This is a genomic window from Pseudomonas algeriensis (assembly GCF_048847255.1).
Taxonomy (GTDB): domain Bacteria; phylum Pseudomonadota; class Gammaproteobacteria; order Pseudomonadales; family Pseudomonadaceae; genus Aquipseudomonas.
In genome coordinates, this window is the sequence record NZ_JBKKRK010000003.1 from 178214 (window position 1) to 204187 (window position 25974).

Below are 25974 nucleotides of genomic sequence, written 5' to 3' on the forward strand. Positions count from 1 at the left end.
AATCGGTCGCACAGTTAGAAATGATGTCGACTGAGATACCGCCTTCGCGAGCAGGCTCGCTCCCACAGAGGTCTTGTGACAGGCCAAAAATCGGTATTCATCCCTGCCTGAACACCTGCGAAGGCCTGCGCAGCAGCGGATCGAACGGGTTGATTCGCGGGCCGATCATCGCGGCTTCGCGCTTGAGCATTTCCACCACCGTTGGCAGCCTATCCGGCCCGAGCCGGTCGCTGATGGTTGCCACGCTCAAGGCCGCCACGGCCCGTCCCTCACGATCGAGAATCGGCACCGCCACGCCGGCCATGCCCTGCAACACCCCGGTGTTGCGCCCGGCGTAGCCCAGCATGCGGACGTTCTCCACTTCCGTGCGCAGGAAGACTTCATCGTAGAGATGAAAATCCTTGAGCCGCGGCAGGTTGTAATGGATCACCGTGTCGCGCTCTTCCTCCGGGAGGAACGCCAGGATCGCCAGGCTGCCCTGTCCCACGCCCAAGGCCACGCGGCCACCGATGTCGCCGGTGAATGTGCGGATCGGAAACGGCCCTTCGCTGCGGTCCAGGCAGATCGCATCGAAGCCACAGCGTGCCAGCAGAAATAGCGAATCCCCCAACGACGCCGACAACCGCAACATCGCGGGCCTGGCCAGTTCCCGCAGGTTGCCGGTGTTACCTGCGCGGGCCGCCAGGGCAAAAAAGTCCAGGCTCAAGCGGTAGCGTTTGCTGCGCGCATCCTGCTCGACCATGCCTTCGTCCATCAGGTTGCGCAGCAAGCGGTGCGTTGTGGGCTGGGACAGGCCAATGCGCTGGGCCAGTTGCGTGACTCGCTCGCCGCCCTCTGCGGTCTCGCCCAGGCTGCGCAAAACGGCAAACAACCGAGAAACCGAGCCAACCCCTACTTCAATCTTTTTGGTATTCCGCTCAATGGAATCAGACATACGATTTTTTACTCAGTTATTTATTCACCGAAAGAAACTGAAAATAGTCATCGCTTCAGTGAAATAGTCCATTGAGCCCATCCTATTCTTCGTCCTACTCTGCGTCCATACAGGGGCGATTCGAACAACAGCGGCAGCCGACGTAAGTCGAGCGCCAACGCACCCCGCGACATCCTTTCGTATCTGCCCATACAAAAAAGCGCGCCTCGCGGCGACGCATAACAATCTCAGGTGGAGCGCAGTCATGGCTTTCGTGCAACTTCAAGACTTGAGCAAACGGTATGGCGACCTGGACGCCGTGGTCGCCACCAACCTCTGTGTGGAGAAAGGCGAATTCGTCTCTCTGCTAGGGCCGTCCGGTTGCGGCAAGACCACCACCCTGCAAATGATCGCCGGCTTCGTTGAGGCCAGCAGCGGCCGGATCCTGCTGGACGGGCGCGACATCACTCATGCCAAGCCCGCCAGCCGCGGCCTGGGCGTGGTGTTCCAGAGTTACGCGCTGTTTCCCCACATGACCGTCAAAGACAACGTCGCCTTCGGCTTGCGCATGCGCAAGGTGCCCAGCGCAGAATTGCAGCCCCGGGTAGATCGAGTGCTCAAGCTGGTGCGCCTGGACCGGCATGCCGAGCGTTACCCGCGAGAACTCTCGGGCGGCCAGCGTCAGCGCGTGGCATTGGCCCGGGCGCTGGTGATCGAACCGCCGGTGCTGCTGCTCGACGAACCCTTGTCCAACCTCGACGCCAACCTGCGTGAGGAAATGCAGTTCGAAATCCGCCGCATCCAGCGCGAAGTCGGCATCACCACATTGATGGTCACGCATGACCAATCCGAGGCGCTTTCGATAAGCGATCGAGTGGTGGTCATGCAGGCCGGCCGCATCACCCAGATCGACGCGCCCTACACCCTGTACGAGCACCCGCGCACCGAGTTCATTTCCGGCTTCGTCGGCAAGGCCAATCTGCTGCCCGGCGAACGTGACAGCGCCGGCGTCGTGCAAGCCAGCAGCACCGGTAAAGGTGAGCTGACCCTGAGCCTGCGTCCCGAAAAAATCGACCTGTGCGCCCCCGGCTCGGGACGACTGCAAGGCACCGTCACCCAGCGTTTTTTCCTCGGTAGCCAATGGCTGTATGGCGTCTGCACCCCTCTGGGCGAACTCAGCGTGGTACGGCGCAACGACGGCTCGGCGCCCCTGGCCGAAGGCACCGCCGTGGGTCTGGACTGGGATCCGGCGCTGCTGCGTGTGTTGAGCGTGGATGAGGTGTCGGCATGAAGCTGATCGATGCCATGAAGCGCGGCCGCCAAGGCTATTGGATGTCAGCCCCGGCCCTGGCCTTGTACCTGGGCCTGCTGGTGATTCCCCTTGGTCTGACGCTCGTGCTGTCGTTCAACGTTTTCGACTACGGCTCGGGTATCGACAGCGACGCCTACACCTTCGAGCACTACACCAGCCTTCTGGGCGACCCCTACTTCTACGAAATCTTCCTGCGCACGTTCTGGATCAGCGCCCTGACCACGTTGCTGTGCGTGGTGATCGGCGTACCCGAGGCGTACATCCTCAGCCGCATGGGCGCGCCGTGGCGTTCGATCTTTCTGATCCTGATCCTTACGCCGCTACTGATTTCGGTGGTGGTGCGAGCGTTCGGCTGGAGCCTGCTGCTCGGCGCCGATGGCCTGATCAACCAGACGCTGCAAGCCCTCGGCGGTTCACCCATGAAGCTGCTCTACACACCGTTCGCGGTGGTCATCGCCCTGGTGCACGTGATGCTGCCGTTCATGATCATTCCGGTGTGGACCTCGCTGCAAAAACTTGATCCCGCCGCCGAACAGGCCGCCCTATCCCTGGGCGCGAGCCAATTCACGGTGATCCGCAAGGTGGTGCTGCCACAGATCATGCCGGGCGTGTTGTCCGGCACGCTGATCGTGTTCGGCCTCGCCGCCAGTTCGTTCGCCATCCCCGGCCTGCTCGGCGGGCGCCGCCTGAAAATGGTCGCCACGCTGATCTACGACCAATACCTGTCGGAACTGAACTGGCCGATGGGCGCGGCCATTGCCGTCGCGCTGTTGCTGCTCAATCTTCTGATCATGCTGTCGTGGAACCGCATGATCGAAGGCCGCTACAAGAAGTCACTGGGGTAATTCTTCATGTCCAGGAACGGTCCTTTCGCGCTGTTGTTTCATGCCTTGGTAGTGGTGTTCATGCTGGCGCCGCTGGTGGTGGTCTGCCTGGTCGCCTTCACGCCGGAAAACACCCTGAGCTTGCCCACCACGGAATTTTCCCTGCGCTGGTTTCGTGCCGTGTTCGAGCGCGCGGATTTTGTCGATGCGTTCTACAACAGCCTCATCCTGGCGTTCAGCGCGGCCTCGCTGGCGACACTGATCGCGGTGCCGGCGGCCTTGGCGATCACCCGGTTGGAGTTTCCTGGCAGGGATTTTTTCAACGGCCTGTTCCTGTCGCCGATCATCATTCCGCATTTGGTGCTGGGCGTCGCGTTGCTGCGGCTGTTTGCACTGATGGGCGTGAACGGCAACTTCAGCTGGCTGATCTTCGCCCATGTGCTGGTGATCACGCCATATGTGCTGCGCCTGGTATTGGCCTCGGCCATCGGCCTGGATCGCAGCGCCGAGCAAGCCGCGCAGTCATTGGGCGCCGGTCGTTTCACCCTGTTCCGCCAGATCACCTTGCCGATGATTTTGCCCGGCGTCGCCGGAGGCTGGTTGCTGGCGTTCATCAACAGTTTCGATGAAGTCACGCTGTCGATTTTCGTCACCTCGCCGGCGACGCAAACCTTGCCGGTGCGCATGTACGTCTACGCCACCGAATCCATCGATCCGATGATGGCGGCGGTGTCGGCGCTGGTGATCGCGCTGACGGCGCTGACCATGATTCTGCTCGACCGGGTGTATGGCCTGGATCGAGTCCTGGTAGGCAAACAATGAGGGCACCATGGCTCTGCTGAAACGACTGGCCGAAAACGACCGACCGGCCCTGGATTTCCTGCTCGACGGCGAACCCGCCAGCGGCTTGCTCGGCGATACCGTGCTCACCGCGGTACTGACCTGCGGCGAACACCTGCGCGGCAGCGATTTCAGCGCCGAGCCCCGTGCCGGCTTCTGTCTGATGGGCGCCTGCCAGGATTGCTGGGTCCGACTGGGCGACGGCCGCCGCGTGCGCGCCTGTTCGACGATGCTCGAAGCTGGGCAGCAGGTCAGCCGCGAGCCGGGGCGCCAGGTATGAATGGCGTTGACCGGGATGGCCTCATCGCGAGCAGGCTCGCTCCCACTGGGAACCTGCGGCGTACGCAAGATCGGCATCCACGACAGATCCCATGCGGGAGCGAGGCTGCTCGCGAAGGCGGCCTCGACAGCAGCGAAAATCCGCTGCCGGTGGGGTTGCCATGAAACCCATCGTCATCATCGGCGCCGGCCCCGCCGGTATCCGCGCCGCGCAAACCTTGGTCGCCCATGGCATCTACCCGATCCTGCTGGACGAAGCCGCCCGCGGTGGCGGGCAGATCTACCGACGCCAGCCCGTCAATTTCAGCCGGTCTGCGGGCAAGCTTTATGGCTTCGAAGCAACAAAGGCCAACGCCATCCACCAGACCCTCGATGCGTTGCGCGAGCAGCTCGACTACCGCCCCGACACGCTGGTCTGGAACGCTGAAGCCGGTCAGTTGGATAGCTTGCATGAGGGCCGCGCCGATCGCCTGGGTTACGCCAACGTGATCGTCGCAACGGGGGCCACCGACAGGATTCTGCCGGTCCCCGGCTGGACCCTGCCGGGCGTCTACAGCCTGGGCGCGGCGCAGATCGCCCTTAAATTCCAAGGCTGCGCCATTGGTGAACGGGTGGTATTCGCGGGCAGCGGGCCATTGCTTTATCTGGTGGCGTACCAATACGCCAATGCCGGCGCGAACGTCGCCGCGGTACTCGACAGTTCGCCCTTGAGCGCGCAGACCCGCGCTCTGCCCGGCCTGCTCGCACAACCGGCCACGCTCGCCAAGGGCCTCTATTACCGCGCCTGGCTGACGACACATGGTATCCCGGTGCATCAAGGCGCCACCCTGGCGCACATCGACGGGAAACGCCGGGTACAGTCGTTGAAGTGGCGAAACAAAAAGGGCGAGCACACGCTCGATTGTGATGCGGTCGCCTTCGCCCACGGCTTGCGCAGTGAAACCCAACTGGCCGATCTGCTGGGCTGCGAGTTTGCCTGGAACCCGCTCAATCGCGCCTGGCTACCGCAACGCGACAGCGCCGGTCGCAGCAGTTCGGCCGGGGTCTACCTGGCCGGTGACGGCGCTGGGATCATGGGCGCCGACGCCGCCGAAATGGCCGGCGAGCGCGCCGCCCTGGCACTGCTCGAAGACCTCGGCTACCGAGTCGACCCGCAACGTTGCGCCCAGTTGGAACAGTCTCTCGAACGCATCGGTAATTTCCGCCAAGGCCTGGAGCAGGCCTTTGCCTTCCCTGATGAGTGGGCGAGCCTCGCTCAAGACAACTTGATGATTTGCCGCTGCGAAGAAGTCAGCGTCGGCGATATCCGCCAGGTCGTGGGCGAAGGTCACTGGGAAATCAACCGGGTCAAGGCCCACTGCCGGGTCGGCATGGGCCGTTGCCAGGGGCGGATGTGCGGTGCCGCCGCCGCGGAAATCATCGCTTGCGCAAGTGGCCGCGACATCCGGGACATCGGGCGCCTGCGGGCACAGGCACCAGTCAAGCCCGTGCCGTTTGGCCTGGAGGTCGAGCCATGATCGAGGTCGATGCAGTAATCGTTGGTGGCGGCATCGTCGGCGCCTCGGCCGCACTGTTTTTGAGTAAGGCCGGACGCCGCGTGGTGCTGTTGGAACGAGACTTCTGCGGCTCGCATTCCAGCGGCGTGAACTACGGCGGCGTGCGGCGCCAGGGCCGGCCCTTGTCTCAGTTGCCGCTGTCGCAACGTGCCCATGAAATCTGGGGTCAATTGCCGCAGTTGATTGGCATCGACGGCGAGTATCAGCGCAGCGGCCATCTGAAGTTGGCACGCAGCCTCGATGACCTGCGTTCATTGCAGAACTACGCCGCCAGCAGTCAGGGCTTTGGCCTCGATTTGCAACTGCTGGATCGCGACGAATTACGCAGACGGTTTCCCTGGGTCGGCACCGTCGCGGTCGGCGCCTCGCTGTGCCCGGACGATGGTCACGCCAACCCGCGGCTGGTCTCGCCGGCATTTGCCCAGGCGGCCCGCAGGCATGGCGCACAGGTTCACGAACAATGCCCGGTCAGCCACGTCACTCACGACGGCCAACGCTTTGCCGTGCACACCGAAACCGGCCTCGAATGTCGCGCGCCGTGGCTACTGAATTGCGCTGGCGCCTGGGCGAGCCGTTTCGCCGCGCAGTTCGGCGAAGCAGTGCCGATGCACGCCGGGCACCCAGCGATGCTGGTGACCGAGCCGCTGCCCGTGGTGATGGACGCCAGCACGGGCGTCGAAGGCGGCGGCATCTATGCGCGCCAGGTCGCCCGGGGCAATTGCGTGCTGGGAGGGGGCCAGGGCTTCGCACTGGACGACGCCCGCGCCAGGCCCGGCCAGCACGCGGTCATCGAGATCCTGCGCCAGGCCGTCGAACTCTACCCTTTTCTGGAGGGTGCCCAGGCGATCCGCACCTGGAGCGGCACCGAAGGCTACCTGCCCGATCGCCAACCGGTGATCGGCCCCAGCAGCACCCAACCCGGTCTCTTGCATGCGTTCGGCTTCGCCGGCGCGGGCTTCCAGATCGGCCCGGCGGTGGGCCAGGCGCTCACCGAGATCATCTGCAGCGGGGCTTCGTCCACGCCGCTGGATGCGTTTTCCATCACCCGGTTCCACTCCATCTCCGTTGCTTGATAGAGGAAGGTCGCGCTAATGAATAACGTCAAACGCAGTGCACTGTTCGGCTTCTGCTCGCTGGGTTCCGCTTGCCTGGGCGCCCTGCTCCCCGTCACCCAGGCGTTGGCCGAGCCGACGCTTTACCTGGGCATGAACGGCGGCACCATGGAGCGGCTTTATGCCGACAAGGTCTTGCCGGCCTTCGAGAAGGCCAACAATGTCAAGGTGGTGATCGTGCCGGGCACTTCGGCCGACATCCTGGCCAAGGTCCAGGCCAGCAAGGGCAACCCGCAGATGCACGTGATGTTCCTGGACGATGGCATCATGTACCGCGCCATCGCCATGGGGCTGTGCGACAAGCTGCAGGACAGCGCCCCCCTGGCACAGATTCCGGCCAAGGGCCGCATCAAGGACCAGGCCGTCGCCGTCAGCCTCGGCGTCACCGGACTGGCCTACAACACGCGGCTATTCAAGGAAAAAGGCTGGAACACGCCGACGTCCTGGATGGATCTGGCGGACCCTCGATTCAAGGACAAGGTGGTGTTTCAATCGATGGCCTCCTCAACCTTCGGCCTGCACGGTTTTCTGATGTTCAACCGGATCCAGGGCGGCAGCGAAACTGACGTCGAGCCAGGCTTCAAGGCGTGGCCGAACACCGTCGGGCGCAACGTGCTGGAGTACATCCCCAGCTCGGCGAAAATCTCCGAAATGTTGCAGACGGACGAAGCGGCGCTGTTCCCGTTGACGCCGACCCAGGTCACCGCGTTAAAACTCAAGGGCATGCCGGTCGAGTATGCACAACCGAAGGAAGGCGCGGTGGTGCTGAACGTCGCCGAATGTGCCGTCGCCCAGAACAGCGAACCCGAACTCGCGCAAAAACTCGCTGCCTTCCTGCTGACGCCCGAAGCCCAGGCCATCGCCCTTGAAGAAGGCGACCAGATCCCGTCCAACCCCAACACGCCGACCACCGAAAAGACGCGAGGCCAAGTGGAAGCGATGAAGCAGTACCTGGAAACCGCGATCGCGGTGGATTGGGATCAGGTCAATGAACAACGTCCGGCGTGGAATGCGCGGTGGAACCGCAGCATCGAGCGCTAGAAGCACTGGCGCAACCTTTTTGTTTATCATGCGGGCCTGCGCGGGTTTCACCATTGCGCTCGGCCCCTAGATAGCAGCGACTTCCCCTATGCAGACCCTCACCCAACTCCAAACCGGCCAGCTATCGGGCATTACCCGACTGAAGCTGTCGTGCGGCCTGACGGAGTTTCCTCAGGAAATTTACGACCTGGCGGACTCGCTCGAAATCCTCGACCTGAGCGGCAATCAACTCGAAACGCTGCCAGCGGATCTCCATCGGCTTACTCGCCTGCGGATACTGTTCTGTTCGGACAACCGCTTCACCGAACTGCCTGAATGCCTGGGCCGTTGCAGCGCATTGACCATGGTCGGCTTCAAGGCCAACCGCATCGAGCGCGTCACGGGCGCAGCCTTGCCGCCGCTGCTGCGCTGGTTGATCTTGACCGACAATTGCGTCAGCCAGCTGCCGGATGAGCTGGGCCGGCGTCCCCACCTGCAGAAATTGATGCTGGCCGGTAATCGCCTGCGGCAATTGCCGCCGAGCCTGGCCCGGTGTCATCGCCTCGAATTGCTGCGTGTTTGCGCCAATCAACTGACCGAACTGCCCTCCTGGCTGCTGGAAATACCGAGCCTCAGTTGGCTGGCCTACGCCGGCAATCCATTGCAAGCGCAAGGCGATACCCAGGCGCTGCATGCCGCCACGCCGATCGCTTGGTCGCAGTTGAGCTTGCAGCGTTCATTGGGCGAAGGGGCTTCGGGCGTGATCCACCATGCACTTTGGCAACCGCCCGGCAAGGCCAGGCGCGACGTCGCGGTCAAGCTCTACAAAGGCCAGATGACCAGCGATGGCTCGCCATTGCATGAAATGCACGCGTGCATCACCGCCGGCACGCATCCGAACCTGATCGAGGTACTGGGTCAGGTCAACGGCCACCCAGAGCAACAGGCCGGGCTGGTGATGGCCCTGATCGGGCCCGATTACCGCAACCTGGCCGGGCTACCGAGCCTGGAATCCTGTACCCGCGACGTGTATGCCGATGAACTGCGCCTGAGCGCCGATGTGGCCTTGCGCATCGCCCGGGGTATTGCCGGCGTGGCGTGCCACTTGCACCGCCAAGGCCTTACCCATGGAGACCTGTACGGCCACAACATCCTCTTCAATGACCAAGGCGATTGCCTGCTGGGGGATTTTGGCGCGGCGTCTTTCCACGCCACGGTCGAAAAAGACAGGCAAACACGGGCGTTGCAGCGCATCGAGGTGCGGGCCTTCGGGATTCTGTTGGGGGAATTGCTGGCGCGGATCGAACCGGCGCTCGGTAACGAGGATCTTTCACGACTGAAAGACCTCGGGGCGCGGTGCTGCCAGCCGGATGTACTGGCGCGGCCGGGGTTTGACGAGATTGAAGAATTGCTGCGAGTGGTGAAGGAGCTCGCTCCCTCACCACAGTGACTTTGGCTTAGCCCGCCAGACCGACAAACATATCCTGCACGTCGTCGTGGTTGTCGAGGCCTTCGAGGAACGCCTCGACTTCCGCCATCTGCTCATCGGTCAGGCCGCTGACCGGGTTTTTCGGCTGATAGCCCAATTTGGCGGACAACACCGTGAAGCCTTGCTCCGGCAACGCCTTTTGCACGGCGTCCAGGTCGCCAGGCTCGGTGATGAACAGCGTCGCACCGTCCTCGCCCGGTTCGAAATCCTGGGCCCCGGCCTCGATGGCGGCCATTTCCGGATCAGCGTCGGGGCTGTCCGGGGCGGCTTCGATCATGCCCACGTGGTTGAAATCCCAGGCCACCGAACCCGAGGCACCCAGTTGGCCCTTGCGGAACGCAACGCGAATCTCCGCGACGGTACGGTTGATGTTGTCGGTCACGCACTCAACGATCAGCGGCACCTGATGGGGTGCGAACCCTTCGTAGGTGACACGATGGTATTGCACGGTTTCGCCGAGCTGGCCGGAGCCCTTCTTGATCGCGCGCTCCAGGGTCTCGCGGGGCATCGAAGCTTTTTTTGCCTGCTCGACCACCAGCCGCAGGTGCGCGTTGGTGGCGACATCAGCACCGTTGCGCGCGGCAATGGTGATTTCCTTCACCAATTTGCCGAAGATCTTGCCCTTGGCGTTGGCAGCCGCTTCTTTGTGTTTAACCTTCCACTGTGCGCCCATTACTCACTCTCTTGTCTGACGCGCCGAGACACCTGGCCGGCGCTGTGGCGCAAGTTTATACGGCCTAAACCGGCTGATCGACCAAAAAATCGCTGCCTCCAATCGACATTTTCACAACGTGTTGTAGGGGGTTTCCGAAATAGCGATTCGGGCACAGCGCTGCGCGCCGGGGTTTCGTACCCTTGCACTCTTATCCTTCAGCCAGCATGGGCCGCAATGCGCAACGATTCGGAACACCCTTTCAGCCTGACGATCCTTCAAAGCGATCTGCGCCTGCAAGTGCTGCGGCTCAATGGCCGTGAGGCCCTGAACCAGCCTTACCGCTTCGATCTTGACCTGATCGGCCTGGCGCCGCCGGTCAGCCCCGACAGTCTGCTGGGGCAGGCAGCTTTCCTACGCCTTGATGGCGAGTCGGGCGTACATGGGGTTGTGCATTATGTCAGCCTGACCGCCGACACCATGCGCCGCGTGGGCTATCGCTTGACGCTGGTCCCTCATCTGCAGCAATTGGAACAAGGGCCACGACGGCGGGTTTTTCATCGGCTCAACGTTGTCCAGATCCTGCAGTGCCTGCTGGAAGGTAACGCCGTGCCTTCCGACAGCTATCGTTTCGAGCTGCCGCACGGGCAGTATCCGACTCGCCCGTTCTGCATTCAATATGAAGAAAGCGACCTGGATCTGTTGCAGCGGTTATGCGAAGAGGAAGGCATTCACTATCACTTCGAACACGCGCCCCAGGGCCACGTCGCCGTATTCGCGGAAGACCCAAAGAGCTTCCCGGCACAGCCGGTCGAACTGGTCATGCGCCAGGATGCGGACAGACACCCGACTATCAGGCGGCTATACCAGCGCCATCATTCGATCATCGCCAGACCACCCGTGGGCCACAACGACCGAGGGGCGACACTCCCGCCTGGAAGCGCGGCCCCAGAAAAAATGCGTGAAGATCCGGCACAGGCTTACCGCTACCAGGCGGGTCGCCGCAGCCTTGAACGGTTGCGCTATCGGCATCGGGAAATCCATGGCCACGCCACAGAACCAGCCCTGCGCAGCGGTCACATCGCGCAGATCTGCAATCACCCGGTGTCGTCCTTCAATGATCAATGGCTGATCACCGAGGTCCAGCACCGAGGAAGGCAATTTTCCATACTAGAAGCGAACCCGCCGGCCACGCCGCAACCGCGGCATTATCGCAACCGGTTTTGCGCCATCCCTTGGTCCACGGTGTTCCGCCCGGCGCTCAAGCATCCCAAGCCATGTATCGCCGGTTACCACGTCGCCTACGTGTTCGGCCCGCCCGGCCAGCAAGCCAGGCCTAACGAGCAGGGTAAAGTCGAGGTCAGCCTCTGGAGCCCGGACGAGGAACCGATCACGTTGCCCCTGTCTTGGCCGATGCCCGATGACCGTCCCCCATTGATTGCCGGCAACGAAGTGCTGGTCAGCTTCATCGAGGGCGACCCAGACCGTCCAGTATTGTGTGCAGGATTGGTGGGCCCGGCCGTGGACAGCGATGGCCCTCCGTCTGCCCCCCCGCCTGAGCCAGGCGACAAAGATGTCGGGCTGCTGTTCAACTGGCTCTTGAACCCGCCGGACATCTCACCATGATCCTTTCCTAACCCAATTGCGGCTCGTCGATGCGCACTTTCCATTCAAAGTTTTCTTTCCGATAAAAAATGCCGCAACTCCATGGAGATTGCGGCAATAGTTCACGGTATTTCCAATCGAACGTTTCATACATTAACAACTGAACAATACAAATCTTCAGTTCTTTTTGTTCCCGTCCATGTCAAACCATTCGCCATCGGGAAATAGCACACTCCCATCCGAAAATTGAGTCTGTCCATCGGCAAATACTACACGCCCATCAAGGTATACCAACGTGCCGTCGCCATATTGAATGGTTCCATCGGGACGCGTGACCGATTCACCTTCGACATCCACCACACTGCCATCGGCCAGCGAGACTGTCCCATCGTTATTCGTAGTACTCCCGGGTGATTTTGCCAGGTTTAAGAACGCCAGGGGATCGATACCCACGTTCAAGGTGGGCCACGGAATGGATGCCCACGCCGGGGTGGGTTTAGTGGACGGACCGGGTGTCGTCGCTGGTGTCGGATTGGGTTTTGGCGTTGGTTTAGGTGTTGGCTTGGGCGCTGGTTTGGGTGCCGGCTTTGGGGTGGGCTTTGGTATTGGCTTGGGTGCGGGTTTGAGCGCCGGGCCAGGCTTGGCCGCCGGTTTTGAAACAAGGCCAGGCTTGGCCGTCGGCCTCGGGCGCGGCGGTTTCGCCATCTGCCGGTTAATGACAGCGTGTTGTGCGTTGTTGCCATTGAACGTATCCATGTTCTACCCCTCGTTTTATAAATACGGCCCGGCCGATCCAGGCTCGCTTATTTATAAATCCAAAAACATTGAGGCAACGATAGAGAACTTGAAAAGACCGTACAAACGAAAAAGATCATATAAATATGACCGGGCAAGTATTTCAGAATCTCGACCGCACAACAGCAGACCTGCAAACTTCAACCAGAACTGAACAACAATGTTGGAGATCGTAGGAAAGAGCGAGGATTGATTGCTATACATGATCTTATTGATGGCTCACTGAAACCCCCGACGCCCCTGCAAGCCACCCGTATGAACGAAGATCAACCGAGTACCCGGCTCAAAGGCGCCGGCCTCGACCTGAGCCTTTAGCAACATCAACGCCTTGCCGGTGTAGAGCGGTTCCAGCTCGATGGCCTGGGTGGTTTCTATGAACGTGGAGAGATCAGCATCAACCTGGCCGAAACCACCACGGCTGCCGTCGAGCAGCTCGTAGAGCGGGTCGGCAAGCCCTGCCGCCCTCACGATGTTTTCCACGTTCTGGCTGACGCCATGGCCTTGGGGCACCGCCAGGACGCCATGCACCTTGCGCTGGCCGGCTTCAGCCAGCACCAGGCCCGCCAGCGACGTTCCGGTGCCGCAGGCCAGCCACCAGCCGTGATAGTCCGCCCAGCCCAACGCCGCCAGTTGATCACGGGCACAGGCGACCCAGCTCATGCAACCTTGCGCGCCGGGCAGGCCTGCACCCCCTTCCGGCACCGCCCAGAGTTCAGGGTATTGCGACCGCCAGGGTGTCCAGAAACCTTCGTCATGACGCCTGCGGTATCCCTCGTAACCCAACCAGTGCAGCGTCATGCCGAACGCTTTCAAGTCGAGCACCGTGGGCGTATCCAGGGGGTGGCCGCGCAGCAGCCCGACCGTCGCGAACCCAAAGCGCCGGCCCGCTGCGGCCAGTGCGTGCAGGTGGTTGGAATGAGCGCCGCCCAGGCTCATCACACCTGCAGCACCGCCCCGATGGGCTGCGCGCAGGTGGTGAAGCAACTTGAACCATTTGTTCCCGCTGATCAGCGGATCGATCCGGTCCAGGCGCAGCACTGCCACCTCGACGCCGGACCGGGCGAGCCAGTCCAGATGAAGGGGTTCGAGGCGAGGTTGAGGGTGCCAGTCGAGAGCGGGAAGTAGCATGGCGGCGAGTCGGGTGGAAAACAGGCCGGCATATTAACAGCTGGTTGCAAACGTCCTGACATCGGAAAAACGGTGGGGGCGAGCTTGCTCGCGATAACGGTGGGTCAGCCAACACTTCTGAAACTGACTGACCGCCATCGCGAGCAGGCTCGCTCCCACAGAGGACTTGCGCCTTACAACTGCGCCGCCAGCCGCGAGCCTTGGTTGATCGCGCGCTTGGCATCCAACTCCGCCGCCACGTCGGCGCCGCCGATAAGGTGGACGGTCTGGCCGGCCGCTTCCAAGCCCTCCTGCAACTCACGCAGCGGATCCTGGCCGGCGCAGATAACCACGTTGTCCACCGCCAGCACTTGCGGCTCGCCCGTTTCGCCGATGCGAATGTGCAGGCCCTGATCGTCGATCTTCAGGTACTCGACGCTGTTGAGCATCTGCACCTGCTTGTTTTTCAAGCCTGTGCGATGAATCCAGCCGGTGGTCTTGCCCAGACCGTCGCCGACCTTGGACTTCTTGCGCTGCAACAGGAACACCTGCCGCGCCGGCGCATGAGGTTGCGCCTTGACCCCGGCCACGCCGCCGCGCGCCTCGAGGTGGGTATCGATCCCCCACTCCTTCCAGAACGCTTCGCGGTCCTGGCTGGTGGCAACCCCCTGGTGTACGAGGAATTCCGACACGTCAAAGCCGATCCCACCTGCACCGATCACCGCGACGCTACGTCCTACCGGCTTACGCTCGAGAATCACGTCCAGGTAACTCAGCACCTTGGGATGATCCACGCCCGGGATGGCCGGCACTCGCGGTGCGATGCCGGTCGCCAGGATAATTTCATCGAAACCGCCGGCCACCAACTGCGCGACGTCCACCCGGGTATCGAGGCACAGCTCGACGTGGCTCGTCTGCAACTTGCGCTTGAAATAACGCAATGTTTCGAAAAACTCTTCCTTGCCAGGCACACGCTTGGCGATGTTGAACTGCCCGCCGATTTCACTGGCCGAATCGAACAGCGTCACCTGATGGCCGCGCTCGGCCGCCACGGTGGCGGCGGACAACCCGGCAGGACCGGCGCCCACCACGGCGATTTTTTTCACCTGGGTCACTGGCAGGTAGTTGAGCTCGGTCTCATGGCACGCTCGCGGATTCACCAGGCAACTGGTGAGCTTGCCACCGAACGTATGGTCCAGGCAGGCCTGGTTGCAGCCGATACAGGTATTGATTTCATCCGCCCGGCCAGCGGCTGCCTTATTGACGAACTCCGGGTCAGCGAGGAAAGGCCGAGCCATGGACACCATGTCGGCGTCGCCCTCGGCCAGGATCTGCTCAGCGACCTCAGGCGTATTGATGCGGTTGGTGGTGATCAACGGAATGCTCACCGAACCGCGCAGCTTGGCGGTGACTTTACTGAACGCTGCCCTTGGAACCTTGGTGGCGATGGTGGGAATACGCGCTTCATGCCAACCGATACCCGTGTTGATGATCGTCGCACCGGCCTGCTCGATGGCCTTGGCCAGTTGGACGATCTCTTCCCAGGTGCTGCCCCCTTCCACCAGGTCGAGCATCGACAGACGGAAGATGATGATGAAATTCGGGCCGACCGCCTCGCGCACCCGACGCACGATGTCCACCGGTAGGCGCATGCGGTTTTCGTAACTGCCCCCCCAACGGTCGGTACGGTGGTTGGTGTGGGCCGCCAGGAACTGGTTAATGAAATAGCCTTCCGAGCCCATGATTTCGACACCGTCGTACTCGGCCTTCTGGGCCAGCAACGAACAAGTCACAAAATCGCTGATCTGTTTCTCGATGCCCTCTTCGTCCAGTTCCTTGGGCTTGAACGGGTTGATCGGCGCTTGGATCGCGCTCGGTGCCACCTGCTTGGGGCTATAGGCATAGCGTCCGGCATGGAGGATCTGCATGCAGATCTTGCCGCCGGCTTCATGCACCGCCCGGGTGACGATCTGGTGCTTGAGGGCTTCCTCCTCGGTGGTCAGCTTGGCCGCACCGGAGTAAACGCCACCCTCATCGTTAGGACCGATTCCCCCGGTGACCATCAGGCCCACGCCGCCACGGGCGCGCTCGGCAAAATAGGCCGCCATGCGCTCGAAGCCACCGGGCTTTTCTTCAAGACCGGTGTGCATCGACCCCATCAGGGTACGGTTGCGCAGCGTGGTAAAGCCAAGGTCCAGCGGGGCCAGCAAATGCGGGTAATGAGGGGCGGTCATCGGTTACTCCACTACGGGCGATCACGGAAAATGCGGAAGCTCTATGGCTTCCGTCAGTCATGGGTAACAGCCTAAGAGTCGGGATGGGGACGCTCAATGACCGAAACTGACAAGTTGATGATCCAAATGCACAGGACAATCGGCTCGCCTAGACTTCCCACATCCTCCTCACACCGCTGTGCGCCCTTTCGCTAATCCTTTGTTTTACCGTACCCTGCCAGGTGTCCTGGTGAAAAATCACGAACCTGTAAGCGACCATTGACTGTCCCCATGCGCAAATTTCTGTACCTGCTGTTCTCACTGGCCTTGATGGCCGCCGTTATCACTTACGCACTGTGGACAGCGGACCGTCCAGTCGGCCATTACCTTTCAGACCTGCGCATCAACCTGGCGGTCGACCAGGGCACGCCCTCTGATCGCGGCAACTTGCTCGGCATCCAGCCCGAGCTTTTCCCCACCGACTACCAGAGCCCCCAGCGCCTGCGTCGCAAGCTGGCCGCCTATCTGCAAGCGGCGCGCGACCAAGGGTTTCTCAACGACAAAACCATCGTGGTCCTGCCCGAGCACATCGGCACTTGGCTGATGGTCAGCGGCGAAAAGGACGAGGTGTATCAAGCCAGTACATTGAAGCAAGCCATGCATTGGCTCGCCGCCAGCAATCCGCTGGCTTTTATTCGCGCCCTGGCAAGCGCCAAGGGCAGCAGCCGCCTGGACGATGCCTACCTGCGGATGAAAGCGGACACCATGGCCCGGGATTACCAGACGTTGTTTGGGGGCCTGGCCAAGGAATTCGGCGTGACCCTGGTGGCCGGCTCCATCGTGCTGCCCGAACCCAGTGTCAGCGAAGGCGAGCTGAAGATCAGTGGCGGCGCGCTGTACAACACCAGCCTGGTTTTCGGCCCCGATGGTCGTCCGATCGGCCAACCCCTGCGTCAACGTCATCCGATATTCGACCAACAAGACGTGCTCGGGGCAGAAGAAACCCAGGCTACCCCGGTCATCGACACGCCGGCCGGTCGCCTCGGCGTACTAATCGGCAGTGACAGTTGGTATCCGCTCCATTATCGGCAACTCGACGAGCAGGACGTGCAATTGATTGCCGTACCCGCCTTTGTGGTTGGCCGCGATTCGTGGAATGAACCCTGGGCAGGCTACAAAGGCCTGTCCACGCCAAGCGAAGTGAGCCTCAAGCCCGGCGAGATAACCGAAGGCCAGGCATGGCGTCGCCTGACATTGACCAGCCAGTTGCCGGTCAGCCAGGCCCTGGGGGGCGTCAGCGTGTTTCTACGCGGCCAGTTCTGGGACAACGGCAGTGCCGGCCAGAGTTTCATCAGCCATGGCGGCCAGCAGTTCCCCGATGGCGAAGCCCGTGGCGCTCGCCTGTTGAACCTCTGGTTGTGAGCATGAAGCCACAGCCGATGCGCCTGGGCGACTTGTCCGTAGGTTTCGTCCATAGCCTTGCCGACGCAATTGCCAGCCACGGGAGGGATCCGCTGCCGTTGCTCGAACAATACGGCCTTGATCCTGCACGCCTGGCCGAACCCAGGGCGCGGCTGTCGATTCCGCGCTACATGCGCCTGGGCCACGCCGCGATCCAATTGACAGAGGATCCGGCACTGGGCTTGCGCATGGGTCAGCTCAGCCGCTTGAGCCAGGCCGGGCTCGCCGGCGTGACTGCCGCCCAGGCGCCCACCGTACGGGAAGCTGCCCGCTGCATGATCCGCTTCGAGCCGCTGTACGGTTCCAATTATCGCGGACAATCAAGCTTCCACGAGGACGCCCGAGGCGCCTGGCTGCGGTTCTATTCCATCAGCCCCTATAACGCCTATAACCGCTTCGTCGTGGATTCGATCATTGCCGGCTGGCTCAAGCAGTTGTCCAGTGTGAGCGAAATCGGGCTGCAAGCCGAACGAATCGACATCGAATTCGAGGAGCCGGAGTATGGGCAGGCCTATCAGATACTTGGCGACTGCCCGATGCAGTTCGGCGCCGAGCAGAACCAGCTGCGCCTGGGCCTGGATAGCCTCGCACAGCGCAATCCTCAACACTGTCCCAGTACCTGGCGGCACCTGGTCCAATTATGCGAACGGGAACTGGAGCAACTGACACGCACGCGAACCTTGCGTGAACGTATCATCCAGCTGCTGGGACCGCTGCTCAGTGGTGGGCGGGAGCCGGATCTAGAAGAAGTGGCGATGCGCCTGAAACTGCCTACCTGGACGTTGCGCCGCAAACTGGCGGAGGAAGGTACGCAGTTCAGGGCGATCCTCAACGAGACCCGTCGAGACTTGGCCATGACGTACATTCGCGACACGGAGCTGGCGTTCGGCGAGATCGCCTACTTGCTGGGGTTCGCCTCGGCGGAAGCCTTTCAACGTGCCTTCAAGCGCTGGAACAACCAAACGCCCGGAGACTTTCGTCGCAGCCGCAAGGGGACATGAACCCGATACCCAGCGCCCAGGCTCCGTCGTGTCTCGTCGCCTCTAACTGGCCTCTAGCGTCCAGCGGACATGCCCCTAAAGCTCAGTCGCATCCTCGGCTGGCTCCAGCGGGTCCAGCTCATAGGCCTGATATTCCAGCAGCTCTTCCTGATAATCATCCATTGCGCGTCCTTCCCAATCGTTGAACCGAAGCCTGATGGCTTGGAATCAGCATAAAGCTGCTTTGTGAATAAAACATGAAGCCACAGCCTCATGAATTAAACGTAGCACAGCGTTGGGGATTTAAAGCCAAGACATGTAGCAAGGAATGACAGCCCTTGCTACAGCTGCTCAGGAGGCCGGCAGAGGTTGGATTGGCTCGGTCGGTGCAGGCAAGGAGCTGGCCGGCGGCGGTGTGATGGTGTCCGACGAAGAAGGCGCGTAGGACTCCGGCTCGCTGGGTGCGATCGGCGCGGGCTCGACTGGCGGCGCGACCGGCTCCGATGCGGCGGGGGCCGGCTCGACCGGCGTGATGGGTGCCGGGGCCGGCGCTGGTTCCGCTGCAGGCGCTTGCAAGGCCCCAGGGGCGGGTGCGGGAGCCGACGCGGGAGCCAAGGCTGCCGGTTCGGCCTTGGGTTCCGGAACGCCAAGCTCCGCTTTTGGCTTATCAGCATTCTCCACGGCTTTCTTGGCTTCCGGTGGCAGGAACACCTCCACCAGCGCGAAGAAGCGCTCATAGAACTTGGCCGCCGATACGGTTTCACTGGCGACCTTGACCATCGAATCATCCGAAGAACCGATCGGCATCGAGACCGATCCCAACACGCCCACGCCCAGGCTGGCGGAGTTGTTGATTTTCTTCAGGGCGTAGCGGTCCTGCAAGGCGTTGGCGAACATGGTGGCGCGATGGCCGGGACCGCCATCCTCGGCGCAGACCAGGTTGAAGCTGATCTCCATGTGGGTATCGCCAGTCTGCTGGAAACTCTTGTGGCCGCTGATCAGCTTCGGATCGCTGCTGGTGATGATGTAGCCCTGGCTGAGCAACGCCCGGCGCCCTGCTTCGCAGGTCGCCACATCAGTCACCGGATAGGTACGCGAGAACGTGCCCGAATCATCAAAGTTCTCGTGCTCGTAGATGGCGGCCTTCTTGGAGGAGCAGCCGGCCGCGACAGCCAGCAGCAATGCCAGCCCAACGGTGCGCATGTGAAATGATTTGAACATTGAGCATCCTGGGTAAAACAATCCGGCGCGTATTGTGCAACAGAACGCGACCAGGCAGCTTGGGTAATCGTGTCTCAAAGGCGGTACAAGTCTACGGGGGCTTGCGGGCAGGAAAAAGACCAAGTTCGACGAATCGACGAACATCCCCGTCAACAGCAATACACAGATACAAAAAGACCCCGGCTTTTCGGCCGGGGTCCATGGCTAACGCATCAATGCACTCAGAAGCGCTTGATGTCCGCCTCGCTTTCCAACTGTTTGCGGTAAGCCGCAAAATCCTGCTGGCCGACACGGGACGCCAGGTAGCGACGGTACTCGGCCTTTTCTTCCTCGGTCGGTGCCGCACCTTCGTTGACGCCGTTCAGGCGCAAGACCGTCACGCTGCCGTCAGGCAGGGTCACGCTGGCGAACGTCGGCTTGTCCTTGGTCTGCGGCTTGGACATGCGGAACAGCGCCTGCAGCACGGCAGGATCGATGCCTTCCTGGCTGCGAGTCGCCGCTTCTACAGCTTTCCACGCCTGGCCATTGACCGGCTTGTCCAGGGCAACCTTGCCATCGCGCAGGCTGGCGATCAGCTCATCGGCCTGGGTCTTGGCACCTGCGCTGGCATGTTCCTTGGACAATTGGGCGCGTATCGGACCGGCCACGCTTTCCAGCGGCATTTGCGCAGGCTTGCGGTGTTCCTTGGCACGCAGCACTACGACCGTTTCCGGGTCCAGCTCGATGGCCGTGCTGTTGGCACCCTCTTCCAGCACTTCCGGGCTGAACGCAGCAGTGATCACGGCGCGGTTGGCCGCAATTCCTTCACCGCCTTCGCGACCGAACGGTGCCGAGGTGTGCACGGTCAGCTTGAGGTCCTGGGCAGGCTGCGCCAAGTCAGAGGCTTCGAACGAAGCGTCTTCCAATTGCTTGGTCGCCTCGACGAAACGCTGCTCGACCTGCTGAGCCTTCAGTTCGCGAGTCAGCTTGTCCTTCAGGCTCGCAAAGGTCGGCACCTCAGGGGCTTCAACACCCAGCAGCTTGATCAGATGCAGGCCAAAGTCGGTTCGCACCGGTGCCGAAACCTGGTCCTTGTTCAGGGCGTACAGCGCCTTTTCGAACTCCGGATCGTAGACCCCTGGCCCCGCAAAGCCCAGATCGCCGCCATTGTTCGCCGAGCCTGGATCCTGGGAATATTCCTTCGCCAAGGCTTCAAACGACTCGCCTTTGGCCAGGCGCGCCTGGACTTCCTCGATCTTCGCCTTGGCCTGGGCTTCGGTGACCTTATCGTTGACTTCGATAAGGATGTGCGCCGCGCGACGCTGTTCGGACAAGTTGGCGATTTCTTTCTGATACGCCGCTTGCAGGTCCTCATCCTTGACGCTGACCTGGTCGAAGAAAGAGGCTTTCTTCAGCTCAACGTAGTCAATGACCACCTGGTCGGGTGTCATGAATTCCTTGGCGTGCTGATCATAGTAGGCCTTGACCTCGTCATCGGTCAGCTTCACGGTCGATGGATCTGCCTTGATGGTAAGGGTAGCGAAGTCACGGGTCTGCTTTTCCAGACGGGCAAACGCCAGCACCTGGGCATCGGTGACAAATCCGCTGCCAGCCAGGCCGGCGCGCAGCTGGCCGATCAGCATTTCCTGCGCCAGCATCTGGCGGAACTGCAGGCGACCGTAACCCAACTGGCGTATGACCTGGTCGAAACGCTCGGGGCTGAACTTGCCATCGACCTGGAACTCAGGCGTTTGCAGGATCACTTGATCCAGCGCGGCTTCGGAAAAAGCGAAATCCGCATCATGGGCGCCTTGTAGCAACAACTTGCGATCGATCAGGCCCTTGAGAGCCGAGTCGCGCAACATCTTTTCGTCCAGCAAGGAAGCATCGAAATCCTTGCCCAACTGTTGCATCAGCTGACGGCGTTGCATGTCGACCGCTTGGCTCAGCTCGTTCTGGCTGATCTCCTCGCCGTTGACCTTGGCCGCTTCATTAGTGTTCGAGGTGGCCTGAAAAATGGCTTCGAAACCGGTCAACGCCATCAATGCGACGATGATCCCGATGATGGTCTTGGCAATCCAGCCTTGTGAATTGTCCCTGATATTCTGCAGCATGCGTCCCCCAGAAACGGTTGAACTTCAAATTTAGGCAACCGTGGAGCGTGGGTAGAATCCGGATAGAAGAAAGGCGCATCCGAGGATGCGCCTTCTCGTAACTGGCGGAGCGGACCGGGCTCGAACCCGCGAGCCTCGGCGTGACAGCCCGGATGTTACCGGACGCATTACCGCTCCGCTGCCAAGCCAGGCATGACCCCGACCCGGATAAACTCAGTGAAACCTTAGTTAACGGCTTCTTTCAGCGCTTTACCAGCCTTGAAGCCAGGCTTTTTGGCAGCCGGGATCTCCAGGGTCTTGCCGGTCTGCGGGTTGCGACCGGTGCGAGCTGGACGATCAGTCACGGAGAAGGTACCGAAACCAACCAGAACAACGGAGTCGCCGGCCTTGAGAGCGCCAGTGACGGATTCGATTACAGCGTCCAGCGCACGGCCAGCAGCAGCTTTCGGGATATCAGCGGATGCAGCGATAGCATCAATCAGTTCCGACTTGTTCACTCTAAGTCCCCTTATATCTATTTGAGATGATTCTAAGTTTTTTTGGTGAAAGCAAAAACGAGTGCTGAATGGCCTGCAGACACTTAAGAGCCGCTTTATAACAAGGGCTCTAAAAAACTGTCAAGGAAGCCCCCCAGGCAAATGCGTATTAATGCGTGCTAATTCTTTCCTTAGAGTCAGACTCTCGCTTTTCTTCCTTCGCGACAATCTCCGGAGCCACATCCGGCAAGGGCTCCGGCGCGTATTGCAGCGCAATTTGCAGGACTTCGTCAATCCATTTAACCGGTTTGATCTGAAGATCCTGCTTAATGTTGTCAGGAATTTCCTTCAGATCGCGCACGTTCTCTTCGGGAATGATCACAATCTTGATCCCACCCCGGTGAGCCGCCAGCAGTTTTTCCTTCAAGCCGCCAATTGCCAGGACCTGACCGCGCAGGGTGATTTCACCCGTCATCGCAACATCGGCACGCACCGGAATGCCGGTTAGCGCGGAAACCAAGGCGGTGCACATGCCCACGCCGGCACTCGGTCCGTCCTTGGGCGTTGCCCCCTCCGGCATGTGGATGTGGGTGTCGCGTTTCTCATGGAAATCCAGCGGGATGCCCAGGCTCCGCGCACGGCTGCGGACAACCGTCAGCGCAGCCGTGATCGATTCCACCATCACATCGCCCAGGGAACCGGTCTTGATCAACTGGCCTTTTCCGGGCACCACGGCGGCTTCGATCGTCAGCAATTCGCCACCCACCTGCGTCCACGCAAGGCCGGTCACCTGGCCAATCTGGTCCTGCTGTTCGGCAAGGCCGTAGCGGAATTTACGCACGCCCAGGAAGTGCTCCAGCAGGTCCGAAGTGACCTTGACCGCGAAGCGTTTTTCCAGGGCGTGTTCCTTCACGGCCTTGCGGCAAACCTTGGCAATCTGCCGCTCAAGGCCCCGCACACCCGCTTCGCGAGTGTAGTAGCGGATGATGTCGCGGATTGCTTCTTCGTCGAATTCCAGCTCGCCCTTCTTCAGGCCGTTGGCCTGGATCTGCTTGGGCGAAAGGTATTTGACGGCGATGTTGATCTTCTCGTCCTCGGTGTAGCCCGGCAGACGGATCACCTCCATCCGGTCCAGCAACGCTGGCGGGATGTTCATGGAGTTGGAGGTGCAGAGGAACATCACGTCCGACAAGTCGTAGTCGACTTCAAGGTAATGATCGTTGAAGTTGTGATTCTGCTCGGGATCGAGGACCTCCAGCAACGCAGAAGCTGGGTCGCCGCGCATGTCGCTGCCCATCTTGTCGATTTCGTCCAAGAGGAACAGCGGGTTGCGCACGCCGACCTTTGTCATTTTTTGAATCAATCTTCCTGGCATCGAACCGATGTAGGTACGGCGATGACCACGGATTTCCGCCTCGTCGCGCACGCCGCCAAGGGCCATGCGTACGAACTTACGGTTAGTGGCGTGGGCGATCGACTCTGCCAGAGAGGTTTTACCCACCCCAGGAGGGCCGACCAGGCACAACACCGGACCACGAATCTTCTTCACGCGCTTTTGCACAGCGAGGTATTCGAGGATGCGTTCCTTGACCTCTTCCAGACCGTAGTGGTCGGCATCGAGGATATCCTCGGCACGCGCCAGGTCCAGACGTACCTTGCTCTGGGCTTTCCATGGCACCTGGACCAGCCAATCAATGTAGGAGCGCACCACGGTGGCTTCCGCCGACATCGGCGACATCTGCTTGAGCTTGTTCAGTTCGGCCTGGGCCTTGGCAAGGGCATCCTTCGGCAGGCCGGCGGCATCGATGCGCTTCTTCAGCTCTTCGATTTCGTTGTGACCTTCGTCACCATCGCCGAGCTCTTTCTGAATGGCCTTCATCTGCTCGTTCAGGTAGTACTCGCGCTGGCTGCGCTCCATCTGTTTCTTGACGCGACCACGAATGCGCTTCTCAACCTGCAGCAGGTCGATCTCGCCATCGAGCAATGCCAATACATGCTCGACACGGGCTGAGAGATCGATGATCTCGAGGATTTCCTGCTTCTGCTCGATCTTGAGGGCCATGTGAGCCGCCATCGTGTCGACCAGGCGTCCTGGCTCGTCGATGCTGTTAAGCGACGACAGCACCTCGGCAGGCACCTTCTTGCCCAGCTGAACGTACTGTTCGAACTGCGACAGCAGGCTGCGGACAAACACTTCGGACTCACGCTCTGGTGCATCGACTTCATCGATGAGCGAGACTTCGGCACGGCAGTGACCATCCACCTCGCTGAAACGCTCGACCGCCCCTCGCTGCTCGCCTTCAACCAGCACTTTTACCGTGCCATCGGGAAGCTTGAGCAACTGCAGGACCGTTGCAATCGTACCTACGCGATAAAGTGCGTCTTCGCCGGGATCATCGTCGGCAGGATTTCTCTGAGCGATCAGAAGAATCTGCTTATCACCCGTCATCGCGGCCTCGAGGGCTTCGATGGACTTCTCGCGCCCCACGAACAGCGGGATAACCATGTGCGGATATACCACGACATCGCGCAATGGCAGGAGAGGCAATTCGATGGTTGTCTTCATGATTTCGCCTCTACGGCGGCCATAAGGCCGTAAACAGATGGAAGTAAGCTTGAAACCAAGATGGGGGCAGCCTTCAAAAAAAACAAGCGCTAACACGTCTAAAACGCGCTAATAGCAAAGGGGCCCGAAGGCCCCTTCTTTTATTTCAACTGCGGGACACTCACGCGTCCGGCGCAGCCTTGGCAGCCGGCTCACTGTTTTCGTAGATATACAGTGGCTTGGACTTGCCTTCGATGACACTTTCGTCGATCACGACTTTGCTCACCTCGGATTGCGAGGGGATTTCATACATCGTATCGAGCAGCACACCTTCAAGAATCGAGCGCAACCCACGGGCACCGGTCTTGCGTTCCAGGGCTCGTTTGGCAACCGACTTCAGCGCGTCCGAACGGAACTCAAGGTCTACGCCTTCCATTTCGAACAGCTTGGCGTATTGCTTGGTCAGGGCGTTTTTCGGCTCGGTCAGAATCTGCATCAATGCGGCTTCATCCAACTCGTCCAGGGTCGCCAGGACCGGCAGACGACCGACGAATTCAGGGATCAGGCCGAACTTGACCAGATCGTCAGGCTCGACTTCACGCAGGGATTCACCGACCTTCTTGCCCTCTTCCTTGCTGCGGACTTCGGCGTTGAAACCGATGCCACCACGGGTCGAACGGTTCTGGATGACCTTTTCGAGGCCAGAGAACGCACCACCGCAGATGAACAGGATGTTACGGGTGTCGACCTGCAGGAACTCCTGCTGCGGATGCTTGCGACCACCCTGGGGCGGTACGGAAGCGACCGTGCCTTCGATCAACTTGAGCAAGGCCTGTTGCACGCCCTCGCCGGAAACATCCCGGGTAATGGACGGGTTATCTGACTTGCGGGAAATCTTGTCGATTTCATCGATGTAGACAATGCCCATCTGGGCCTTTTCCACGTCGTAGTCGCACTTCTGCAACAACTTCTGAATGATGTTCTCGACGTCCTCACCCACATAACCCGCCTCGGTGAGGGTGGTTGCGTCGGCGATGGTGAACGGAACGTTCAGCAAGCGGGCCAGGGTTTCTGCAAGCAGGGTCTTACCCGAGCCCGTAGGGCCGATCAGCAGGATGTTGCTCTTGCCGAGTTCGACCTCGTCATTCTTTTTGTCACGCTGGTTCAGGCGCTTGTAGTGGTTGTACACCGCTACGGCCAGTACCTTTTTCGCGCGCTCCTGACCGATAACATACTGGTCAAGGATGCCGCTGATTTCTTTAGGCGAAGGCAACTTATGCGCGCTGCTTTCGGCCTGGGCTTCCTGCACCTCCTCGCGGATGATGTCATTGCACAGGTCGACGCACTCGTCGCAAATGAAGACCGAGGGACCGGCAATCAATTTGCGTACTTCATGCTGGCTTTTGCCACAGAAGGAGCAATAAAGCAGTTTGCCGTTGTCCTCGCCGTTGCGGGTGTCAGTCATTCGATCGATCCAAATC

At 60.8% G+C, this 25974-nt stretch carries 22 protein-coding genes; 12 read left to right on the forward strand and 10 right to left on the reverse strand.

The annotated features are described in order from the left end of the window. Positions 1–97: 97 nt before the first annotated feature. A complete protein-coding gene (locus tag ACLK1G_RS06100; RefSeq protein ID WP_420764612.1) occupies positions 98–934 on the reverse strand; it encodes an IclR family transcriptional regulator in 837 nt (278 codons plus the stop codon). A gap of 244 nt (positions 935–1178) precedes the next feature. On the opposite strand from ACLK1G_RS06100, the gene ACLK1G_RS06105 reads away from it, so the two are divergent. The 8 genes from ACLK1G_RS06105 to ACLK1G_RS06140 all read left to right on the forward strand — a co-directional run bounded on the left by ACLK1G_RS06105 (position 1179) and on the right by ACLK1G_RS06140 (position 9306). After that, positions 1179–2204, forward strand: a complete 1026-nt coding sequence (locus ACLK1G_RS06105) for an ABC transporter ATP-binding protein (RefSeq protein WP_420764613.1) — start codon at positions 1179–1181, stop codon at positions 2202–2204. Further along, positions 2201–3070, forward strand: a complete 870-nt coding sequence (locus ACLK1G_RS06110) for an ABC transporter permease (protein ID WP_420764614.1) — start codon at positions 2201–2203, stop codon at positions 3068–3070. The genes ACLK1G_RS06105 and ACLK1G_RS06110 overlap by 4 nt, the downstream gene beginning before the upstream one ends. Positions 3071–3076: 6 nt before the next feature. After that, the gene (locus ACLK1G_RS06115; protein WP_030140057.1) at positions 3077–3871 is read left to right on the forward strand and encodes an ABC transporter permease; all 795 of its coding nucleotides are present in this window, start codon (positions 3077–3079) and stop codon (positions 3869–3871) included. Positions 3872–3878: 7 nt separating this feature from the next. Then, a complete protein-coding gene (locus ACLK1G_RS06120) occupies positions 3879–4169 on the forward strand; it encodes a (2Fe-2S)-binding protein (protein WP_420764615.1) in 291 nt (96 codons plus the stop codon). Between the two features lie 160 nt (positions 4170–4329). Beyond that, a complete protein-coding gene (locus ACLK1G_RS06125; protein WP_420764616.1) occupies positions 4330–5685 on the forward strand; it encodes an FAD/NAD(P)-dependent oxidoreductase in 1356 nt (451 codons plus the stop codon). Then, positions 5682–6797, forward strand: coding sequence for an NAD(P)/FAD-dependent oxidoreductase (locus ACLK1G_RS06130; RefSeq protein WP_420764617.1), 1116 nt, complete (start codon positions 5682–5684; stop codon positions 6795–6797). Before ACLK1G_RS06125 ends, ACLK1G_RS06130 begins: the two co-directional genes overlap by 4 nt. An 18-nt stretch (positions 6798–6815) precedes the next feature. Further along, positions 6816–7877 (forward strand): ABC transporter substrate-binding protein, encoded by a 1062-nt coding sequence (locus ACLK1G_RS06135; RefSeq protein WP_420764618.1) that lies wholly within the window; start codon positions 6816–6818, stop codon positions 7875–7877. 88 nt (positions 7878–7965) lie between these two features. Next, positions 7966–9306, forward strand: a complete 1341-nt coding sequence (locus ACLK1G_RS06140) for a leucine-rich repeat-containing protein kinase family protein (RefSeq protein WP_420764619.1) — start codon at positions 7966–7968, stop codon at positions 9304–9306. 7 nt (positions 9307–9313) lie between these two features. On the opposite strand, the gene ACLK1G_RS06145 is transcribed toward ACLK1G_RS06140, so the two are convergent. Beyond that, on the reverse strand, positions 9314–10018 hold the full coding sequence (locus ACLK1G_RS06145; protein ID WP_420764620.1) for a YebC/PmpR family DNA-binding transcriptional regulator: 705 nt from the start codon (positions 10016–10018) through the stop codon (positions 9314–9316). 216 nt (positions 10019–10234) lie between these two features. On the opposite strand from ACLK1G_RS06145, the gene ACLK1G_RS06150 reads away from it, so the two are divergent. Next, a complete protein-coding gene (locus ACLK1G_RS06150) occupies positions 10235–11623 on the forward strand; it encodes a type VI secretion system Vgr family protein (protein ID WP_420764621.1) in 1389 nt (462 codons plus the stop codon). A gap of 156 nt (positions 11624–11779) precedes the next feature. Here the strand turns inward: ACLK1G_RS06150 and ACLK1G_RS06155 are convergent, their stop codons facing one another. Then, positions 11780–12061 carry a hypothetical protein gene (locus tag ACLK1G_RS06155; RefSeq protein WP_420764622.1) on the reverse strand — a complete coding sequence of 94 codons (282 nt, stop codon included), beginning with the start codon at positions 12059–12061 and terminating at the stop codon, positions 11780–11782. A 13-nt stretch (positions 12062–12074) separates the two neighbouring features. On the opposite strand from ACLK1G_RS06155, the gene ACLK1G_RS06160 reads away from it, so the two are divergent. Then, a complete protein-coding gene (locus ACLK1G_RS06160) occupies positions 12075–12551 on the forward strand; it encodes a hypothetical protein (RefSeq protein ID WP_420764623.1) in 477 nt (158 codons plus the stop codon). Between the two features lie 65 nt (positions 12552–12616). Here ACLK1G_RS06160 and ACLK1G_RS06165 read toward each other — a convergent pair whose 3' ends face one another. Together ACLK1G_RS06165 and ACLK1G_RS06170 are read right to left on the reverse strand one after the other, a co-directional pair. Continuing rightward, positions 12617–13525: a 1-aminocyclopropane-1-carboxylate deaminase/D-cysteine desulfhydrase gene (locus ACLK1G_RS06165; protein WP_420764624.1), complete on the reverse strand. Its 909-nt coding sequence runs from the start codon at positions 13523–13525 to the stop codon at positions 12617–12619. A 173-nt stretch (positions 13526–13698) separates the two neighbouring features. Next, on the reverse strand, positions 13699–15738 hold the full coding sequence (locus tag ACLK1G_RS06170) for an oxidoreductase (protein ID WP_420764625.1): 2040 nt from the start codon (positions 15736–15738) through the stop codon (positions 13699–13701). 270 nt (positions 15739–16008) lie between these two features. On the opposite strand from ACLK1G_RS06170, the gene ACLK1G_RS06175 reads away from it, so the two are divergent. Together ACLK1G_RS06175 and ACLK1G_RS06180 are read left to right on the forward strand one after the other, a co-directional pair. Next, entirely contained in the window at positions 16009–17139 is a 1131-nt protein-coding gene (locus ACLK1G_RS06175) for a nitrilase-related carbon-nitrogen hydrolase (protein ID WP_420764626.1), read from the forward strand. A gap of 2 nt (positions 17140–17141) precedes the next feature. Continuing rightward, complete coding sequence (locus tag ACLK1G_RS06180) at positions 17142–18179, forward strand: AraC family transcriptional regulator (RefSeq protein ID WP_420764627.1); 1038 nt, start codon at positions 17142–17144, stop codon at positions 18177–18179. A 330-nt stretch (positions 18180–18509) separates the two neighbouring features. Here the strand turns inward: ACLK1G_RS06180 and ACLK1G_RS06185 are convergent, their stop codons facing one another. The 5 genes from ACLK1G_RS06185 to clpX all read right to left on the reverse strand — a co-directional run bounded on the left by ACLK1G_RS06185 (position 18510) and on the right by clpX (position 25958). Beyond that, positions 18510–19379, reverse strand: coding sequence for a DUF2242 domain-containing protein (locus ACLK1G_RS06185; RefSeq protein ID WP_420764628.1), 870 nt, complete (start codon positions 19377–19379; stop codon positions 18510–18512). Between the two features lie 221 nt (positions 19380–19600). Continuing rightward, entirely contained in the window at positions 19601–21472 is a 1872-nt protein-coding gene (locus ACLK1G_RS06190) for a SurA N-terminal domain-containing protein (RefSeq protein ID WP_420764629.1), read from the reverse strand. Positions 21473–21696: 224 nt separating this feature from the next. Then, positions 21697–21969, reverse strand: coding sequence for an HU family DNA-binding protein (locus ACLK1G_RS06195; protein WP_003183171.1), 273 nt, complete (start codon positions 21967–21969; stop codon positions 21697–21699). Positions 21970–22117: 148 nt separating this feature from the next. Next, positions 22118–24514, reverse strand: a complete 2397-nt coding sequence (gene lon / locus ACLK1G_RS06200; protein WP_039589135.1) for an endopeptidase La — start codon at positions 24512–24514, stop codon at positions 22118–22120. A gap of 160 nt (positions 24515–24674) precedes the next feature. Continuing rightward, positions 24675–25958: an ATP-dependent Clp protease ATP-binding subunit ClpX gene (gene clpX, locus ACLK1G_RS06205; RefSeq protein WP_024778305.1), complete on the reverse strand. Its 1284-nt coding sequence runs from the start codon at positions 25956–25958 to the stop codon at positions 24675–24677. Positions 25959–25974 lie beyond the last annotated feature (16 nt).